This window comes from Longimycelium tulufanense, from assembly GCF_014645795.1.
In the GTDB taxonomy this organism is placed as follows: Bacteria; Actinomycetota; Actinomycetes; order Mycobacteriales; family Pseudonocardiaceae; genus Longimycelium; species Longimycelium tulufanense.
The window spans coordinates 30551-45395 of the sequence record NZ_BMMK01000041.1; the positions used below are offsets into that span (position 1 = coordinate 30551).

At 67.1% G+C, this 14845-nt stretch carries 21 protein-coding genes; 19 read left to right on the forward strand and 2 right to left on the reverse strand.

Annotation, left to right across the window (positions count from 1 at the left end; genetic code table 11):
• Position 1: 1 nt before the first annotated feature.
• From IEY55_RS27440 to IEY55_RS33125, 5 genes are read left to right on the forward strand one after another with little or no spacing between them, the layout of a single operon-like run.
• Positions 2-763 (forward strand): hypothetical protein, encoded by a 762-nt coding sequence (locus tag IEY55_RS27440; protein ID WP_189061465.1) that lies wholly within the window; start codon positions 2-4, stop codon positions 761-763.
• Entirely contained in the window at positions 763-963 is a 201-nt protein-coding gene (locus IEY55_RS33120; protein ID WP_373290070.1) for a peptidoglycan-binding domain-containing protein, read from the forward strand. The genes IEY55_RS27440 and IEY55_RS33120 overlap by 1 nt, the downstream gene beginning before the upstream one ends.
• A gap of 50 nt (positions 964-1013) precedes the next feature.
• Complete coding sequence (locus IEY55_RS27450; protein WP_189061467.1) at positions 1014-1277, forward strand: hypothetical protein; 264 nt, start codon at positions 1014-1016, stop codon at positions 1275-1277.
• 8 nt (positions 1278-1285) lie between these two features.
• Positions 1286-2209 carry a glycoside hydrolase family 25 protein gene (locus IEY55_RS27455; RefSeq protein WP_268239368.1) on the forward strand — a complete coding sequence of 308 codons (924 nt, stop codon included), beginning with the start codon at positions 1286-1288 and terminating at the stop codon, positions 2207-2209.
• 53 nt (positions 2210-2262) lie between these two features.
• Positions 2263-2499, forward strand: coding sequence for a holin (locus IEY55_RS33125; protein WP_373290071.1), 237 nt, complete (start codon positions 2263-2265; stop codon positions 2497-2499).
• Between the two features lie 138 nt (positions 2500-2637).
• Here the strand turns inward: IEY55_RS33125 and IEY55_RS27465 are convergent, their stop codons facing one another.
• Together IEY55_RS27465 and IEY55_RS27470 are read right to left on the reverse strand one after the other, a co-directional pair.
• Positions 2638-2835 (reverse strand): hypothetical protein, encoded by a 198-nt coding sequence (locus IEY55_RS27465; protein WP_189061468.1) that lies wholly within the window; start codon positions 2833-2835, stop codon positions 2638-2640.
• 19 nt (positions 2836-2854) lie between these two features.
• Entirely contained in the window at positions 2855-3319 is a 465-nt protein-coding gene (locus IEY55_RS27470; RefSeq protein ID WP_189061469.1) for a hypothetical protein, read from the reverse strand.
• Between the two features lie 469 nt (positions 3320-3788).
• Between IEY55_RS27470 and IEY55_RS27475 the strand changes: the two genes are divergently transcribed.
• The 14 genes from IEY55_RS27475 (at position 3789) to IEY55_RS27540 (ending at position 14724) form a co-directional block, all read left to right on the forward strand.
• Positions 3789-4340, forward strand: coding sequence for a deoxynucleotide monophosphate kinase family protein (locus IEY55_RS27475; RefSeq protein ID WP_189061470.1), 552 nt, complete (start codon positions 3789-3791; stop codon positions 4338-4340).
• A gap of 25 nt (positions 4341-4365) precedes the next feature.
• Positions 4366-4527, forward strand: a complete 162-nt coding sequence (locus IEY55_RS27480; protein ID WP_189061471.1) for a hypothetical protein — start codon at positions 4366-4368, stop codon at positions 4525-4527.
• Between the two features lie 368 nt (positions 4528-4895).
• Positions 4896-5294: a hypothetical protein gene (locus IEY55_RS27485; protein WP_189061472.1), complete on the forward strand. Its 399-nt coding sequence runs from the start codon at positions 4896-4898 to the stop codon at positions 5292-5294.
• 100 nt (positions 5295-5394) lie between these two features.
• Positions 5395-6216, forward strand: a complete 822-nt coding sequence (locus IEY55_RS27490) for a PD-(D/E)XK nuclease family protein (RefSeq protein WP_229686806.1) — start codon at positions 5395-5397, stop codon at positions 6214-6216.
• Between the two features lie 163 nt (positions 6217-6379).
• The gene (locus IEY55_RS27495; protein ID WP_189061473.1) at positions 6380-7048 is read left to right on the forward strand and encodes a recombination directionality factor; all 669 of its coding nucleotides are present in this window, start codon (positions 6380-6382) and stop codon (positions 7046-7048) included.
• The gene (locus IEY55_RS27500; RefSeq protein ID WP_189061474.1) at positions 7048-7308 is read left to right on the forward strand and encodes a hypothetical protein; all 261 of its coding nucleotides are present in this window, start codon (positions 7048-7050) and stop codon (positions 7306-7308) included. Before IEY55_RS27495 ends, IEY55_RS27500 begins: the two co-directional genes overlap by 1 nt.
• A 234-nt stretch (positions 7309-7542) precedes the next feature.
• A complete protein-coding gene (locus IEY55_RS27505; RefSeq protein WP_189061475.1) occupies positions 7543-7926 on the forward strand; it encodes a hypothetical protein in 384 nt (127 codons plus the stop codon).
• The gene (locus IEY55_RS27510) at positions 7923-10469 is read left to right on the forward strand and encodes a phage/plasmid primase, P4 family (protein ID WP_189061476.1); all 2547 of its coding nucleotides are present in this window, start codon (positions 7923-7925) and stop codon (positions 10467-10469) included. Before IEY55_RS27505 ends, IEY55_RS27510 begins: the two co-directional genes overlap by 4 nt.
• Entirely contained in the window at positions 10466-10891 is a 426-nt protein-coding gene (locus tag IEY55_RS27515) for a hypothetical protein (RefSeq protein WP_189061477.1), read from the forward strand. Before IEY55_RS27510 ends, IEY55_RS27515 begins: the two co-directional genes overlap by 4 nt.
• Positions 10888-12696, forward strand: a complete 1809-nt coding sequence (locus IEY55_RS27520; protein ID WP_189061478.1) for a DNA polymerase — start codon at positions 10888-10890, stop codon at positions 12694-12696. Before IEY55_RS27515 ends, IEY55_RS27520 begins: the two co-directional genes overlap by 4 nt.
• Positions 12696-13106: an HNH endonuclease gene (locus tag IEY55_RS27525; protein WP_189061479.1), complete on the forward strand. Its 411-nt coding sequence runs from the start codon at positions 12696-12698 to the stop codon at positions 13104-13106. Before IEY55_RS27520 ends, IEY55_RS27525 begins: the two co-directional genes overlap by 1 nt.
• Complete coding sequence (locus tag IEY55_RS27530; protein WP_189061480.1) at positions 13075-13404, forward strand: DUF7169 domain-containing protein; 330 nt, start codon at positions 13075-13077, stop codon at positions 13402-13404. The genes IEY55_RS27525 and IEY55_RS27530 overlap by 32 nt, the downstream gene beginning before the upstream one ends.
• Before the next feature lie 76 nt (positions 13405-13480).
• Positions 13481-14224, forward strand: coding sequence for a sigma factor-like helix-turn-helix DNA-binding protein (locus tag IEY55_RS27535; RefSeq protein ID WP_189061481.1), 744 nt, complete (start codon positions 13481-13483; stop codon positions 14222-14224).
• Positions 14225-14289: 65 nt separating this feature from the next.
• Positions 14290-14724, forward strand: coding sequence for a hypothetical protein (locus IEY55_RS27540; protein WP_189061482.1), 435 nt, complete (start codon positions 14290-14292; stop codon positions 14722-14724).
• Positions 14725-14845: the final 121 nt, after the last annotated feature.

Consider the following 14845-nt stretch of genomic DNA (forward strand, 5'->3'; position numbering starts at 1 on the left):
TGTGCCCGTCGATCCGCGCCTGCCTCCCAGCCTTGCCGCCGAGATCGCCGCGCTGCGGCGCGACATCGAGGACCTCAAACGCCGCAACGCCGTCGGCGGCGGCAGCACCTCGCTGTCCGGGCGGCTCGTCGTTGACGGCGAGATCGTCCTGCGCGGCACGGGCGGTCTCCGGGTAGAAACGGGTGCCGGCCGTACCACCGCCGTTCTGGAGTCCGACGAAACCGGCAAAGCGGTCCTGAAGTTCTTCGACCCCGACGCAGGAAGCCTCACCAGCCAGGAACGCGTCCGCATCGGTGCCACCGAGACCGGGCCCGATCCCTACGGCCTGGAGATCGTGGAGCCCGCCAGCGGCAAGCGCTCCTCCCTGTCTCGGCTCGCCTTCGGCCTGGCCACGGCGGCCAACAGCACCACCCTCACCCTCACGCCCGACCACGGCTGGACCAACGCCGGACCCGAGACCCAGATCTCGGTGTCCACCCGCCTGCTTGTGATCGTTTGTGCCGAGATCGCCGTCACCGGTACCAACGCCCGCGCTGCGCTCTCCTGGGACCTCACTGGCCCCACCCACGCCGAACCCGACGAGCACCGCGGGCTCCTCGTCGTCGACACCACCGGCAACGGCACCGTCCTGCGCACGGCCTACGCCCACATCCACACCGGCCTGGCCAGCGGCACCTACCAGGTCCGTGCCCGCTGCCGCGTCACCGGCACCGACGCCACCGCCACCATCCGCGACCGCACCCTCATCTGCCTGCCCACCTGATGACGGGCCCTCACCTGATTCGCCACCTGCAAGTCGCTATCAATCTCACCGGCCTCACCCGCGTGCCCGTCGACGGTGTCCTCGGCCCCATCACCACCATCGCCCTGCGTCGGGTTCAGCGCCACCACAACCTGCCCGTCACCGGTGAGCCGGATCGCACCACCCTCCGGGCTCTGGGAGTGGAGGAATCGCCCTGCTGACCCCACAATGGCTCACCGCGATCGCTGCGCTGCTGCCGGCCCTTTCCGGTGTGCTCGGCGGCCTGGTCGGGGCAGGGCGCGCCCTACGCTCGGCCCGGCACGCAGCCAACCAGGAAGCACTCGAAGCCCTCACCGCCGGCTACCGCTCCCTGCTCGACGAGCGTGCCGCACTCACCCATGACCTCGTCGCCGAACTCGCCGCTGTGAAGGCCGAGCTAGCCGAAGTCCGTGCCGAGAACCAGCGACTGGTCGCCGAGGTAGCAGCGCTGCGGGCACGCCTCGATGAACCTCGCAACGAAGGAGCACCACGATAAGCCTCGGCATCGACGTCTCCAGTCACCAAGGCCGGCCCGACTGGCCCGCCGTCCGTGCGGCCAGCATCGATTACGCCTACATCAAGGCCACCGAGGGTGTCGGCTGGGTCTCCCCGACCCTGGACTCCCAGTACCACGGCGCCCGTGACGGCGGACTCGCTGCCGGCCTGTATCACTTCGCCCGGCCTGATACCGGCAACCCGCCCACCGCAGAAGCCGACACGTTCGCCGACCAACTCTTGCGCCTCGGTGCGCACAGCCCCAGCTCCCTGCCGCCCTGCCTGGATATCGAAGTCACGGGCTCCGACCTACGGTCCTGGTGCGGGACGTTCGTCCGGCGCCTGCGCGACCGCCTCGGCACCCACGCCGTACTGGTGTACGCCTCCACCAACTTCATCCAGACCCACCTCGGCGAGGACTGGGCCAACACCCACGACGTTCTGTGGTGGGTGGCGCACTACGGACGGGCACCCGGCCAGCCTGGCCACCGGACACCCCGGGTGGTCATGCACCAGTACACGAGTTCCGGGCGAGTGCCCGGTATCAGCGGGGGCGTGGACATGAACCAGGCCCTGCGGCCACTGAACGAGATCGTTGGGAAGGAGCCCGATTTGAGTTGGGACGAAACCGCCCCCATCAAGGCGGCATACCCGGATTCTCACGACACGGAGAACAGGGTCACCATGCGCGAGTTCCTGCAGTGGACCAACTGGGACACCGCTGGCCTCCAACCCTGGCGGCGTAACGTGGATACCCGCCTTCAGCGCATCGAGGACAAGCTCGGTGACCTGGTCGACCCCAAGGCCATCGCCGACGCGCTCCGCCCAGACGTGGCCGCCATCGTGCGGGAAGTGCTCGGCGAGGACAACGCCGACCTCGCCGACCAGATCGTCACCGCCATCAGTAGCCGGCTCAGCAGCACCGCGAGCTGAGCAGCACTCGGCCGGCTACCTGAACAATCCTCCTGGAGCAAACCCTGACGACCCTGCTCTTCTGGCGCGCCACCACCGAGCGCGCCCTCAAGACCACCGCCCAGACCCTTGTCGCCGTCCTCGGCGTCGACGGCATCGGACTCCTCAACGCCCCCTGGGGCGCAGCCCTGTCCGCCGCCGGCATGGCGGCCCTTCTGTCGATTCTCAGCTCGGTTGCCTCGTCCGGCCAGGTCGGTGACCCCGGCAGCCCGAGCCTGGTCGAAACCGTCTCGGCATCGAGCCGCGACTGATTCCACGGCACTCACTCATGGCGGACTTCGCCGACGAATCGGAGAGGTACAGCACCGAGCAGGTAACCGGCATACCTGGAAACGAAAAGGTGGGGGCGGGCACTGCGCCCACCCCCACGGCTCTCACTTTCGGGGAACTCAGGTCGTTGACGCCCCGCGAATCGCCTTGACTCGCTTCCAGTTGAGTGCAACCGACACCACCAAGGCGAGCACGATCGACAGGGAAACCTCGACCGAGCCAAAGCCCAGGACACCGCCGGCCAGGCCGACGATCAGAACAGCGGTCAACACCCAGACAACAAGAATACGAATCGCGAGGAGGACACCGGCACGCACGACATGCCCCCTCACCTCGTCACGTCACCGCGCTCCACTCGGCACGGCCGCTTCCGTAGATTACCATGTCCACCCTCGGGTAAAGGGAGGCGTAGCAGGCGATTTTCACGGCGCACAGCTCGATGTGACCATGAATCGCCACGTCGGACCGCCAGCCCCCGGTACCACTGTCCCGCGGGGTGCCACCTGTGTAACCCCGCAGGTAGACGACCACGTCCGGGTCCTGGAGGTAGTGGTACTTCTGGTGGACGCTGGTAACACGTGAACCATCGACGCAGTAGTCCACCCGCGCCATGTAGATGTAGAGGGTGAAGCCGAGCGTGGAGGGCTTGCGGACGCCCTGGTGGGTGATCCAGCAGCCGCGCCCGTTGTGGTGCACGCCACTGGCCGACTCCAACGTGGTGGGCCCGGCCGCCTGGTCGTTGCCTCCGGCCGGAAGCGAGTACCCGAAGACCTCGGCCGGGGCGTCAGGATCGGGAACCATCGCGGCGATCTTGGGATATTTCAGGATGGTCTGCTTCTGCTCAGGGGTCAGTGTCCCCGTGTCGCGTAAGTGCTCCAAGGCAACTCTGACCTCATCGGGAAACTCGGCATCCTGACCAGTCGAAGCGTGGGCCGTCGGTGCAATCACAAGACTTACGACGACAGCAAGAATAAGCAAAACTGCTCTTCGCACGACACCCTTCCTTTATAGACCGTAGACACAGGAAGGGAACACTTTTTCGGGCACATCGACTTCCTCCCCCTGTCTTCCCTCCCCAGCGTCACCTAACCGTAGGGCTGAGGCAAAGAGGAAGTGGTCCTTGTGGCGTTCACTCGAAATAACCAATTCCTTCGGATGGTCGTACGATGTGGTTGCGCCGCGCCTCTCGCATCCGCACGGCTGCTCAACACGACGCCCAACGGGCGCGAAACGTTACCCATTTCATCGGAACCACACCCACTTCCAGGGCATGAGCACTGTGCCTGTTGCGGTCGGGCTGACTGGCTATGCGCGGTCCGGGAAGGACACGGTCGCCCGGGTCCTGGTTGAGGAGTTCGGCTACCAGCCCTTGGCGTTGGCGGATCCGGTGCGGGAGATGGCGCTGGCGCTGGACCCACTTATCGCCGGGAGTCCGTCCGCCCGGCTCGGTGAGGTCGTGGCTCAGCTCGGGTGGGACCGGGCGAAGGAGCGCTACCCGGAGGTGCGCCGGGTACTTCAGCGGCTGGGCACCGACTGCGTGCGCGACCTGCTGGGCGAGCGGGTGTGGATCGCGCGGGCCGCGGCCCGGATGACCGTGCGGCCGAACGATCGTTGGGTAATCACGGATGTGCGCTTCCCGAACGAGGCTGAAGCCTTGTGTGATGTGGTCTGGCGGGTGGTACGTCCCGGGGTGGGTCCGGCGAACTCGCATCGCTCGGAGCAGGCTGTCGGTCTGGTGCCGCACGATGTCGTGATTCGCAACGACGGTGATGTGGAGCAGCTGCGCGCTCGGGTGCGGGTGGCGCTGGAGGAGTACCTGTGATCGATGTTCGTAATGGGGGTGTGTGATGCCGCAGCTTCGTACCTCACCGTGTGAGCACGACGTGGTCGTCCATGTGCTCACGCTGCCGGAAGGGTCGACGTTCTCGGTGCCGGAATGTCGAACCAAGGCGGGGGTCCCCCGCACCCATGTGGTGACGCGGGAGCGGTACCCGCTGGTACGACGGTAGGTCATGTACCCGTCAAGATCGGGGCCCGGGTCTCTGACGAACGTCAGGGTCCGGGCTTCCGTGTTGCAAGGTACATTACAAGTAGTTAGCTTAGGCGCATGTCTGCCAGCCCGACCGCCACCGGGATCAGCGCTATCGCCTCCGCTGCCTGGGGAAAACTTCGCGACGCGCACCCGCGACTTCCACACGTGACCGCCACGCTGGGTCGAACACGCCGTTCCGGCCGGCGACACATCTGCCTCGCTCCTCAATGGACAGATAAGGAACAGGTTCTCCTCACCCTGGATCCTCGTATCGAAACGAGTCCTGAGCTTGCCCTCCAGTCCCTTCTCCACGCCGCGGCACACGCACTGGCAGATCGTGACGGTGTGCGTACCACCAACGCGACGGGCACCTACCACAGTGGCACGTTCAAGGAGTACGCCGAGAAAGTCGGCTTGGCTGTGCTGCCCTCCACTGTGGTGGACACGACATCGGGATATGCGCGCATGGGCCTGGGACGAGGTACCCGGAACAAGTTCCGCGCCGAGTTGCGGGCGCTCCAGAATCTGACACCGTCGCTGACGGAGCTGGCCACAGAGATTGACCAGAGCAAGGCCCGCGGCACGGTCCAGGTTGTGGCGGAATGCGGGTGTGGTCCCCAGTTCAACGTGCGGCTGTCGAAGGCGGCGGCCGAGCGTGGCTCGGTCCAGTGCTCGGTGTGTGGACAAGCGTACGCCCCCCGTACGCAGTCGCCTGGCCGGCGTGGCCGGCCGTGGCCGAACTAACCTTCGGCCGAGACGTCCTTCTGCCGTTTCCCACTCTGCCGCCCCACCACACCCATCTCCCCGTTGCCGCTCGATGCGAGCGTTCAACGGAGAGGATGGAATGACCACGCCCAAGATCCGCACGGTGTCCCGTGGCGGGAGCCGCTTCTACATCCATCCCACCTCGGCCGACCGGGTTCCCGGGGTGACCTCAATCATCGGGATGTTGCCCAAGCCGTTCCTGACGGCGTGGGCGGCCAAACTCACCGCCGAAACGGCTGTGGACCTGCTCGGCGAGGTGGTGGGGATCGCGCTGCGCGACAAGCAGGCCGCCGTCGACATGCTCAAGCGCGCCCCGCGCCGGTTTACCGAGGCCGCCGCGGATGTCGGCACCGAGGTGCACGAGCTGTGCGAGCATCTATCCCGAGGTGACCGGATCGGCCGGGTTCACCCGGACCTACGCCCCTATGTGGACGGCTACCAGGAATTCCTCGACGAGTTCCAGCCGGAGTTCCTGGAACTGGAAGCCACCCTCTGGTCGGACACCCACCGCTACGCCGGAAGCTGTGACTGGATCGCCAAGATCGGTGACGAGATCGTCATCGGCGACAACAAGACCACGCGCTCCGGTGTGCACGAGGAGGTGGCGCTCCAGCTCACTGCCTACGCCTTCGCGGACTACTTCCTGCGCCCCGACGGCACCCAGGACCCCATCCCGAAGATCGAAGCCGGAGCCGTCGTGCATCTGCGGCCCGATGAGGACGACCCAAGCCGGCCACGCTGGCAGCTCGTCCCCGTGCGCGTCGACGAGAGCGTGTTCGACGTCTTCCTGACACTGCGCCGCGTCTTCGAGTGGGACAAGGACATCAAGGCGACCGTGCTGGGAGAACCCGTGAACTCGGCCGCGCTCGCTCGGCTGCGACGCGGCCGCAAAATCACCTGAAGACGTACCCTACTTCCCTGCGCCCTGCCGTCAGGCTTTCCTGATGGTGGGGTGCTTTTCGTATTTCTGGGCTCGATTTCTTCCCCACCCCGACGGGGATGCACCCACCTCCTGGTTGCGCGCGGACGACACGGTCCGTGCCTCCGAAAGAGGGGAGTTTTCCTTGTCCCTGCGGGACATCTTCGGTGATACCCAGCGGATGAAGCGACGGGACACTGTGGACGTCGTGGGACGCCTGCGGAGTGGCATGATGGTCAACCGGCGTCCGGTGGCGTTGGAGCAGTGGCGGTTCACTACTGGCGACCCCGATGTCGCGGGTCGGATCGCCGCTTTGTACGGCGGCCCGGTGGAGGAGTGGGACGCTACCGGCGAGGACGATCTCCAGGTCCTGACCCAGGCTGCCATCCTGCGTGTGGTGATCCCCAGCCCGAAGTGGGTGCGGGGTGAGATGAAGCTGTTCGGGCGGCGCGGTGTGCTGCGCGCCTGCGACGGCACCGCGCAGACCGACGGCAAGCCGTGCGCGTGTCCACAGCAGTTGGAGGAGCGCAAGGAGGCGGCTCGCGAGGGTACCGGCTGCGAGCCGGCCATCTCGATCGGGTTCCGGCTCGTGGACGCGCCGGAACTGGGCCTGTTTCGCTACCAGTCCGGGTCGTGGACCTTGCTGCGTGAGTTGCCGGACGTGATGGACGCGCTCGCCGAGATCGACGGGCCCGCGTGGGCCGAACTGGGGCTGGAGCGCATCGAGTGGACCCCGAAGGGCGGCACGCAGACCCGCTCGTTCGTCAAGACCAGCATCCGGGTGCTCGGCGCGGCCGAGGAGGTCGAGAACTGATGGAACTGATGACGCAGCCTCTGTCGTTGGTGGCCGAGCCACGGTACGTGTCGGCCACCGTCCACTCCGAGGGCTTGGCCTACGCGGTGGCGACCGTGTACGCGCCCACCGTGGCCGACAGCGTGATCGAGCTGGCCGTGCACGAATCCCACATGAGCGCCGAGGAGGCCGAGCGGCTGGCCGGCGTGCTGGCACTCGCCGCCCAGACGCTGCGTCGCCGCCAAGTCATGGCCACAGCCGTGGCGGAATTGGGACGGTGACGATTTCCACAGCCTGTGGAGAAAAGGTGCACAGAACTGTGGACAGGTCAGCACTGGACGGACGGGGGCGCATATTTCAGCACAAACAGGCACCGTTCTGGACGTTCACTGGATTGTGAACACCGAGCCCAGGCCAACACGCGGAGGAAAGTGGTCGAAAATTGTCGGGGCCTTGCGGTTTGATAGACCACCGTCCCCGTCACCTGCCGGCAAGCGAGAGGAGTGAGCGCGCGGATGCCGAACCCGAACAAGGCCAAGGGGTCGCGGTGGGAGCGTGACCTCGTGCTCTACCTCCGCGAGCGGCTCGACTTGCCGGTGGTGCGGACGAGCAACGAACTGGGGGTGGGAGACCTGGGCAATCTGCCGCTGTTGGCCAACGAGGCGAAGAACGAGGCGGGAATGCGGGTGTGGGCCTACCTGGACCAGGCCGCTTCCCAGGCCGTGCGGGCCTGTGTCCCGTTCGCGGTGGTCTGGGTCAAGCGCCGCAACGCCTCGGCGGCGCGTGGTGCGGTGGCGATGCAGATTGACCAGTTCACCGAGCTGTATCGGGACTACGTCCTGCCGTCCCTGGCCTGTGATCGGTGCGCGATGGTGCGAGCGGAAGGGAGGAATGTGTGACGCTGGCCGAGTTGCTGCCGCGGTTCGAGGGCGCGGAGCCATCCGGCGATGGCTTCCTGGCCTTCTGCCCCGCCCATCCGGACAAGGAGGGCGGGCGGCGGTCGCTGCGGATCGCCCTCGGGGAGGGCGGCACGGTGCTGCTGAAGTGCCGCAGCCAGGATTGCGCCAAGAAGGACATCCTCGCCGCGGCTGGTCTGCGGTGGTCGGACCTGTTCGATGTGGAGCCCGGTGACCTTCCGGTCCGCCCGGCGAACACGACCACTAGGCCGGTGAGCGTGTCGGACCAGATCGCGCTCGCCCTCTACATGGAGGAGTGCGCCGAGCGACTGTTCACCGACACTCCCGAGGCAAGGCAAGCACGGGCATATGTGGCCCGCCGGTTCGGGCTGGACGAGGCCACGCTGCGGCGACTCGGGATCGGCGTCGACCCCGGCGGAGACGCAGCGGTCTTCCCCTACCTCACCGACCCGTACCGGGCGGTGCACCGCTTGGTGGTGCCGTTCCGAGACCTGGCGGGGGTTCCGCGGGGCGTGCAGGGGCGGGCGTTGTACGAGCATCCGGTGCGCTGGTGCGGCGCGGCCAACCCGGAGGACGCGGCGTGGCAGCGCTGGGCATGGTTTCCCGCGGAGACGGGCCTGGACACCGTCGTCTTCTGCGAGGGGCCGGGGGATGCGCTCACCGTCTGCGGCGCCGGAGTAGACGCGGTCGGGATTCGCGGTGCCGCGCTGGGCAACGCCGAGATCGTGCGCGAGCTGGTCGAGTGGCTACGTCGTCACCAGCGTCGCGTGGTGGTGCTCGGCGATCGGGACGCCAGCGGGGACGCGTTCGCGCAGCGTCTGGGCGAGGCGTTCCGGGAGTACGACCTGGCGGTGTTCCGCGCGAGGGTGCCCGCCGACGTGACGGATGCCGACGTCAGCGGGTGGTACGAAGCCCGCCCGGAATCCTTTGCCGCCGAGTTCTACGCCGCCCTGGAGGCGGCCGAGCCGATCGAGGCCGCCACGGGTGAGCCGGTGACGCCGCACCGGTACGCGCCCACCGACCTGGGCAACGCTGAGCGGTTGCGGGACGAGTTGGGCAGCACCGTGCTGTATGTCCGTGATGTCGGCTGGCATCTGTGGGACGGCCGGGTCTACCGGGCGGGAGCGGACGCCACGGTGCGCCAAGCCGCGCACGAGGTGGGCCGCCAGCTCGCCGTCGAGGCCGCCACCGCCACCATCACCCTGGACAACGGCAACCGCGTCAGCGATCGGGGCGCGATGCGCCACGCCCAGTATTCGCAGGGCTCCCGGGGGATCGACGCCATGCTGCGCGAGTTGACTGTCCTGCCCGGGGTCGGGTGTGCGGTGGAGGACTTGGACCGCCACCGGCACCTGCTCGCCGTTCGCAACGGGGTCGTAGACCTGCATACCGGGGCGCTGCTGCCGCACGACCAGCGCTACCGCCAGACTCAGGCCCTGGACCTCGACTACGACCCCGACGCCTCCTGCCCGCGCTGGGAACAGTTCCTCGCCGAGGTCTTCCCCGACCAGCCCGAGATGCCCGGCTACCTGCAACGTCTGGTCGGCTACTCGATCACCGGGGAGACCAGTGAGCAGTGCTTCATCTGCTGCGTGGGCCGTGGCGCCAACGGCAAGTCGGTGCTACTGTCCGCGCTCGAACATGTGTTCGATTCTATCACGCAGGTGACGCCGTTCAGCACGTTCGAGGCCAGGCAGTCAGGAGGCATCCCCAATGATCTTGCTGCGCTCCGCGGGAGTCGGCTCGTCCTCGCATCCGAGGGCACGGCGGGGCGCGCCATGGACGAGGCGGTCCTCAAGCGACTGACCGGCCAGGACAAGATCACCGCGCGGTTCCTGCGTAAGGAGTTCTTCTCCTTCACGCCCACCTTCACGCTGTGGCTGGCGTCCAATTATCGGCCCAAGTTCCGGGGCCAAGACGAGGGCCTGTGGCGCCGCGTCAAGCTGCTGTACTTCCAGCGGTACTTCGCTCCTCACGAGCGTGATCAACATCTCGCGGAAAGATTGCGCACAGAAGCACCCGGAATACTAGCGTGGTGCGTTCGTGGAGCTACGGAATGGTACCGAGAGGGGTTGAGAGAACCAGCCACCGTCACCAACGCTGTCCGGGAGTTCCGCGCGCAGAGTGACCACCTCCACGGGTTCTTCCCGGGAGTGCTGGAGCCCGTGCCGCGCGCGACACCGCGAGCGAAGGTTCGCCGCGCCGAGGTCTACACCCGTTATCGGGAATGGATGGACAGCACCGGCCGTGGCCGTGACGCCTGGGGGAAGCAAACCCTGTTCGAGGGCCTGCGGGAACGTGGGCTGACCGAAGCCCGTGACGCATCGGGGTTCCACTTCCTCGACGTGCGCTGGGCCGCCGACCCCGAACTGGTCGCCGCCCGTCACCTCGACGCCGTCGCCGGCCGTGCCACCGGTGACCGTGATCACGATGACGAGGTGCGTGCGTACATCCCCCGGCAAGCCGCACCCAGTTCGAGGAGCGAGGACCATGTTCGCGTCATCTTTGAAGAGAGGAATTCGTGACCACTGACGCCGCCGTGCCCAGAGAGGAACCGACCCGGGAAGAGGGCGTCGCGCTGCCCCTACCGCGCCGCACAGCGGAGCGGGCCGCGCTGACGATCCGCGAGGTCATCACCGGGTTGGCACAGCGGGAACACCAGGCCGAGTGCAACACCGTCGGCGACCTGGAGCACTTTGACTCCAACGGTACGCCGATCTCGGCCACCGGACACATCCTGACTGAACTGGGAGTGGCCGCGTCAGAGATCAACGACACCGAGCCAGTGGCGCGACAACTGTCCAATCTGGACATCGACACGTTGGCAGTGATCAACGTGGTCGAGTCGGTGGAGTACGAGGGTCGATCCGCCCACGAGCTGGATCTTGCCGCCTACGCGGCCACGCAGGCGCTTGAGTTCGTGCGGGAGTGGGAGGGCCGAGCGTGAAGGTCCTTCCGCATCGCGTCGCCGGTCAGCCTGTTCAGGTGCGGGTGTTGGAGTCGAGGGACGACACCGCGGAGGTGCTGCACTTCGCGGCCTCCCGCGAGAGGCTGGCCATCGATACCGAGACCACGGGTCTGGACATCTACCACCCGGACTTCCGCGTGCGGCTCGTACAGCTCGGCGACACTGACCGCGCCTACGTGGTCCCCGTCGAGCGTGGCTTCGGTGACGTCGCCGAGGAAGCCCTGCGGCTGACTCACCAAGCCATCTGCCACAACGCCACCTTCGACGTCCTGGCACTGGATCGGGCAGGCATGGCCGACTACGACGAGCTGGTCCCAAAGGTGGTGGACACACGGATCACGGCGCACCTGCTCGACCCGCGGGCACAGTCCGAAGGCGGTGTGGGGCACGGCCTTAAGCCACTGTCGGAGTCTTATGTGGATGCTGAGGCTCCGGACACACAGAAGGATCTCCATGATGTGTTCCGGACCGAAGGGCTCAAGGTGGACGAGGGCTTCGCCCGCATCGACCTCGACCACCCCATCTACCTGTTATATGCCGGGCTCGATGTGATCCTGACCAGCCGTCTCCACCGGGTGCTGTCCCGGGAGATGACCCGGCGGGGGTTCGAGCGATTGTGTTCCTTCGAGCACGAAGTTCAGCGACTGCTGGGGCGTTTGGAACGCCGTGGCTTCCGGCTCGACGTGCCCTACGCCCAGGACCTGGTCGGCAATCTCGCCGAGCAGGCCGCAGAGGGCCGCCGGATCGCCTCGACCTACGGTGTGGAGAACATCGGCTCCACCCGGCAAATCGCCGCGGCGCTTCAGGAATTGGGGGCGGAGCTGACCGAGCGAACGCCCTCGGGTGCATGGCAGGTCGACAAGGCCGTCCTTTCCACTCTCGAACACCGCGACGATGCGGCGGGTCGGCTCGCCCGAGGCGTCATGCAGGCCAAGCGGGCCGAGAAGTGGTCCACCGCCTACGCCCAGGCCATGCTCGATCTGCGCGACAGCAACGACCGCGTGCACGCCAAGCTCAACGGGTTGCAGGCCCGCACCGCCCGCATGTCCGTCGCTCGGCCGCCACTCCAGCAACTCCCCTCCGGGGACTGGACGATCCGACGCTGTGTGGTCGCCGATCCCGGGCACATCATCGTGGCCGCCGACTACTCCCAGGTCGAGCTGCGCGTCCTGGCCGCTCTGTCCGGCGAGAGGAACATGACCGAGGCCATCCTGCGCGGAGACGACCTGCACGACACCACCGCGCGCCTGATCTGGGGTGAGCAGTTCACCAAGGCCCAACGCAAGATCGCCAAGGCAGGGAACTTCCTTACCGTCTACGGCGGCGGCGCGGCTACCCTGGCCCGCAACGCCGGCATCGACCCCAGCACGGCGAGCACGTTCCTCAGCGACTTCCGCACCGCCTACCCCGGGGTGAAGCGCTACGCCCGCTCGCTGGAGATCAATGCCCTCTACGGCGAAGACCGGGCAGTCGTCACGCCGACCGGACGGCGGCTGCCCCTGGACGGCGACCGGATGTACGCGGCACTGAACTACGTGATCCAGTCCACCGCCCGGGACCTGCTCGCCGAAGCGCTGCTGCGCCTGGAAGACACTGGCCTCGGTGACTACCTGCTGCTGCCCGTCCACGACGAGGTCATCGCCCAAGCCCCGACGAACCAGGCTGAGGAGGTCGCTCACGAGATTGGGAAGGTGATGTCCACCAGCCTGCACGGCATCCCCATCGACGCCGAGGGAGAGGTCTACGGCCCCTCCTGGGGCCATGGCTACGGCGCGCCGTTGTAATGAACTTTACAGTCCTTGAGGGACTGCTGACGCGCACCGTGCCCGGCCCCGGCGGCTGTCTGTTGTGGACGGGAGCCCGCAACACCAAGGGCTACCCCTACGTCCGCCACGCCGGCCGCATGGTCGGCGCCCACCGCCTGGCCTATGTCCTCACCCGTGGCGATCTCGATCCCGCGGACGCGGTGCACCACCGCTGTGGCGTCCCGTCCTGCATCAATCCCCATCACCTCCAGGCCAGCACCCATGTCCACAACGCCATCGACATGCACGCCCGACGGGCGCTGGAACAACGCATCGCCGATCTCGAACGAGCGCTGCGGATCCACGCCCCCAACCATCCCCTGCTCCACCACACCGAAATCTCCGAGGAGGAGTTCCGTGAACCGGACGTCATCGACCCCACTGACTGATCTGGCAGCCCAGATCGCCACCGAAGCCGCCGATCTCGCTGACGCCCTCTCAACAGCGGAGGACGTTCAGTGGGAGCGACCGCCCTCCCGCCAGCCGAACAGCAGCGAGGAGGGCCGGCGCCCGATGGGACACCACACCGACCCCACCGGGGACACCGCCACCCACGAAGGACGACTGGCCCTGCGGCAGGTCATCACCCAGGCCAAGCACCTTCTCCCCCACATTCGCGTGATCGTGGCGCAGCTCCGCACCCACACCACGGACGCGATCACCCGGTGGGGCAGCTCACAAAGCTGATCTTTCCCCAACCCGTGGCCGCCCACCCCATTTCCTGATCACCACAGCAATCGACACGAAGGAGAGACCTCAGACCGTGAGCACCCTGGCCGAGTTAGACGAGGGCACGCTGCTGACGCGTCACCAGGCCGGCGACCGGGCCGCCACCGCCGAGCTGCTGCGCCGCTACACCCCGCTGTTCCAGGCCGTAGCGCGCCGGCAGATGCGCCCCCGCTCGGCCGCCTGGGACATCGACGACGGCGTATCGGAGGCCCGTATCACCTTCCTCCGCAAGCTCGCCAAACTCGACCCCGCCGCCATCACCGTCCCCGGCGCGATCGGACACCGCCTGCGCCACGACCTCTACCAGGCCGTGGCCAAGGCATCCCTGCGCGCCTCCATCCCCGTCACCGCGCCCGGCGAAGATCTCCGCAAGGCCGCCGAAACCCTGCGCCACAACCCCGACGGTGACGTCCAGACCCACGCCGACGCTGTCGTTGACCGCCGGAAGGGGCGCGTCAGCCAGAACAAGGCGACCACACTCGTCCAGCTCCTCACCCAACCCACCTCCGACCTCCCGGCCAGCGAGGACGCACCCCACCCCGAGGCACTGATGGTCGCGATGCCGGCCCAGACCGCCACCGCCGACGACATCCACGCACTGCGTACCGCGCTCAACGACCTCCCCGAACGCTCCCGCGAGGTCATCGCCGCCTGGTACGGCATCGACCGCGACGAACCCGCCACCGACCGCCAGATCCAGGACCACCTCGGGCTCTCCCGTGACCAGGTCCGCTACGCGCGCAGGCAGGGAATCGATCACTTGCGCAAGGTATTGTAAAGTACATAACAACCGGCTCGACAACGACGGTGCCCACAGGAGAGCAGTCGATCAAGATGTAGAGCGTGAGACGACTCAACCGCACCGAGCGCATCGCCATCCTCACCCCCGTTGCCCTCCTGGCGGCGGGGGTTCTGCTGTATGCCCTGTGGCCCGACAGCCCAGGTGAACTGACTCCCCTCAAGACAGCCGAGTACGGACCGGAAGACACCAAGCTCAAGGCTCATCTGGACACCCTCAGCGCACTGGAGTGGTACCCCCACCTCCGCACCGTCCACACCGCGTCGAACGGAATGACCACCGCCCGCACCGACTGGGCCAACAACCCAGACAACCGCCGAGCGGCCGTCCATCTCTGCGAGGTCCTCGGGAGCTATCAGCTCAACGAGACCCCCGACTTCGGCGGCATCACCATCCTGGACAACGAGGACGAACCTCTGATCCACCGCTGGTCACGGGACCAGCGCTGTGACCAGGCCGTGGGCTCCGGTGTGCGCTGATCATCACACCCTCCCACCCCAGGCGTACAGTTGCCACCAAGTTGCAACTAAGCAATCCTGGCAACTGGAGCGGGGCGAGCAAGCTCAGCCAGAGGGAGGCATCAACCTTGGGACGCTATGT

Coding starts and splice junctions, on each gene's coding strand:
- IEY55_RS33120 (WP_373290070.1), top strand. CDS start 763: ATGACGGGCCCTCACCTGATTCGCCACCTGCAAGTCGCTATCAATCTC.
- IEY55_RS27470 (WP_189061469.1), bottom strand. CDS start 3,319: ATGGTTCCCGATCCTGACGCCCCGGCCGAGGTCTTCGGGTACTCGCTT.
- IEY55_RS27475 (WP_189061470.1), top strand. CDS start 3,789: ATGAGCACTGTGCCTGTTGCGGTCGGGCTGACTGGCTATGCGCGGTCC.
- IEY55_RS27480 (WP_189061471.1), top strand. CDS start 4,366: ATGCCGCAGCTTCGTACCTCACCGTGTGAGCACGACGTGGTCGTCCAT.
- IEY55_RS27490 (WP_229686806.1), top strand. CDS start 5,395: ATGACCACGCCCAAGATCCGCACGGTGTCCCGTGGCGGGAGCCGCTTC.
- IEY55_RS27500 (WP_189061474.1), top strand. CDS start 7,048: ATGGAACTGATGACGCAGCCTCTGTCGTTGGTGGCCGAGCCACGGTAC.
- IEY55_RS27505 (WP_189061475.1), top strand. CDS start 7,543: ATGCCGAACCCGAACAAGGCCAAGGGGTCGCGGTGGGAGCGTGACCTC.
- IEY55_RS27525 (WP_189061479.1), top strand. CDS start 12,696: ATGAACTTTACAGTCCTTGAGGGACTGCTGACGCGCACCGTGCCCGGC.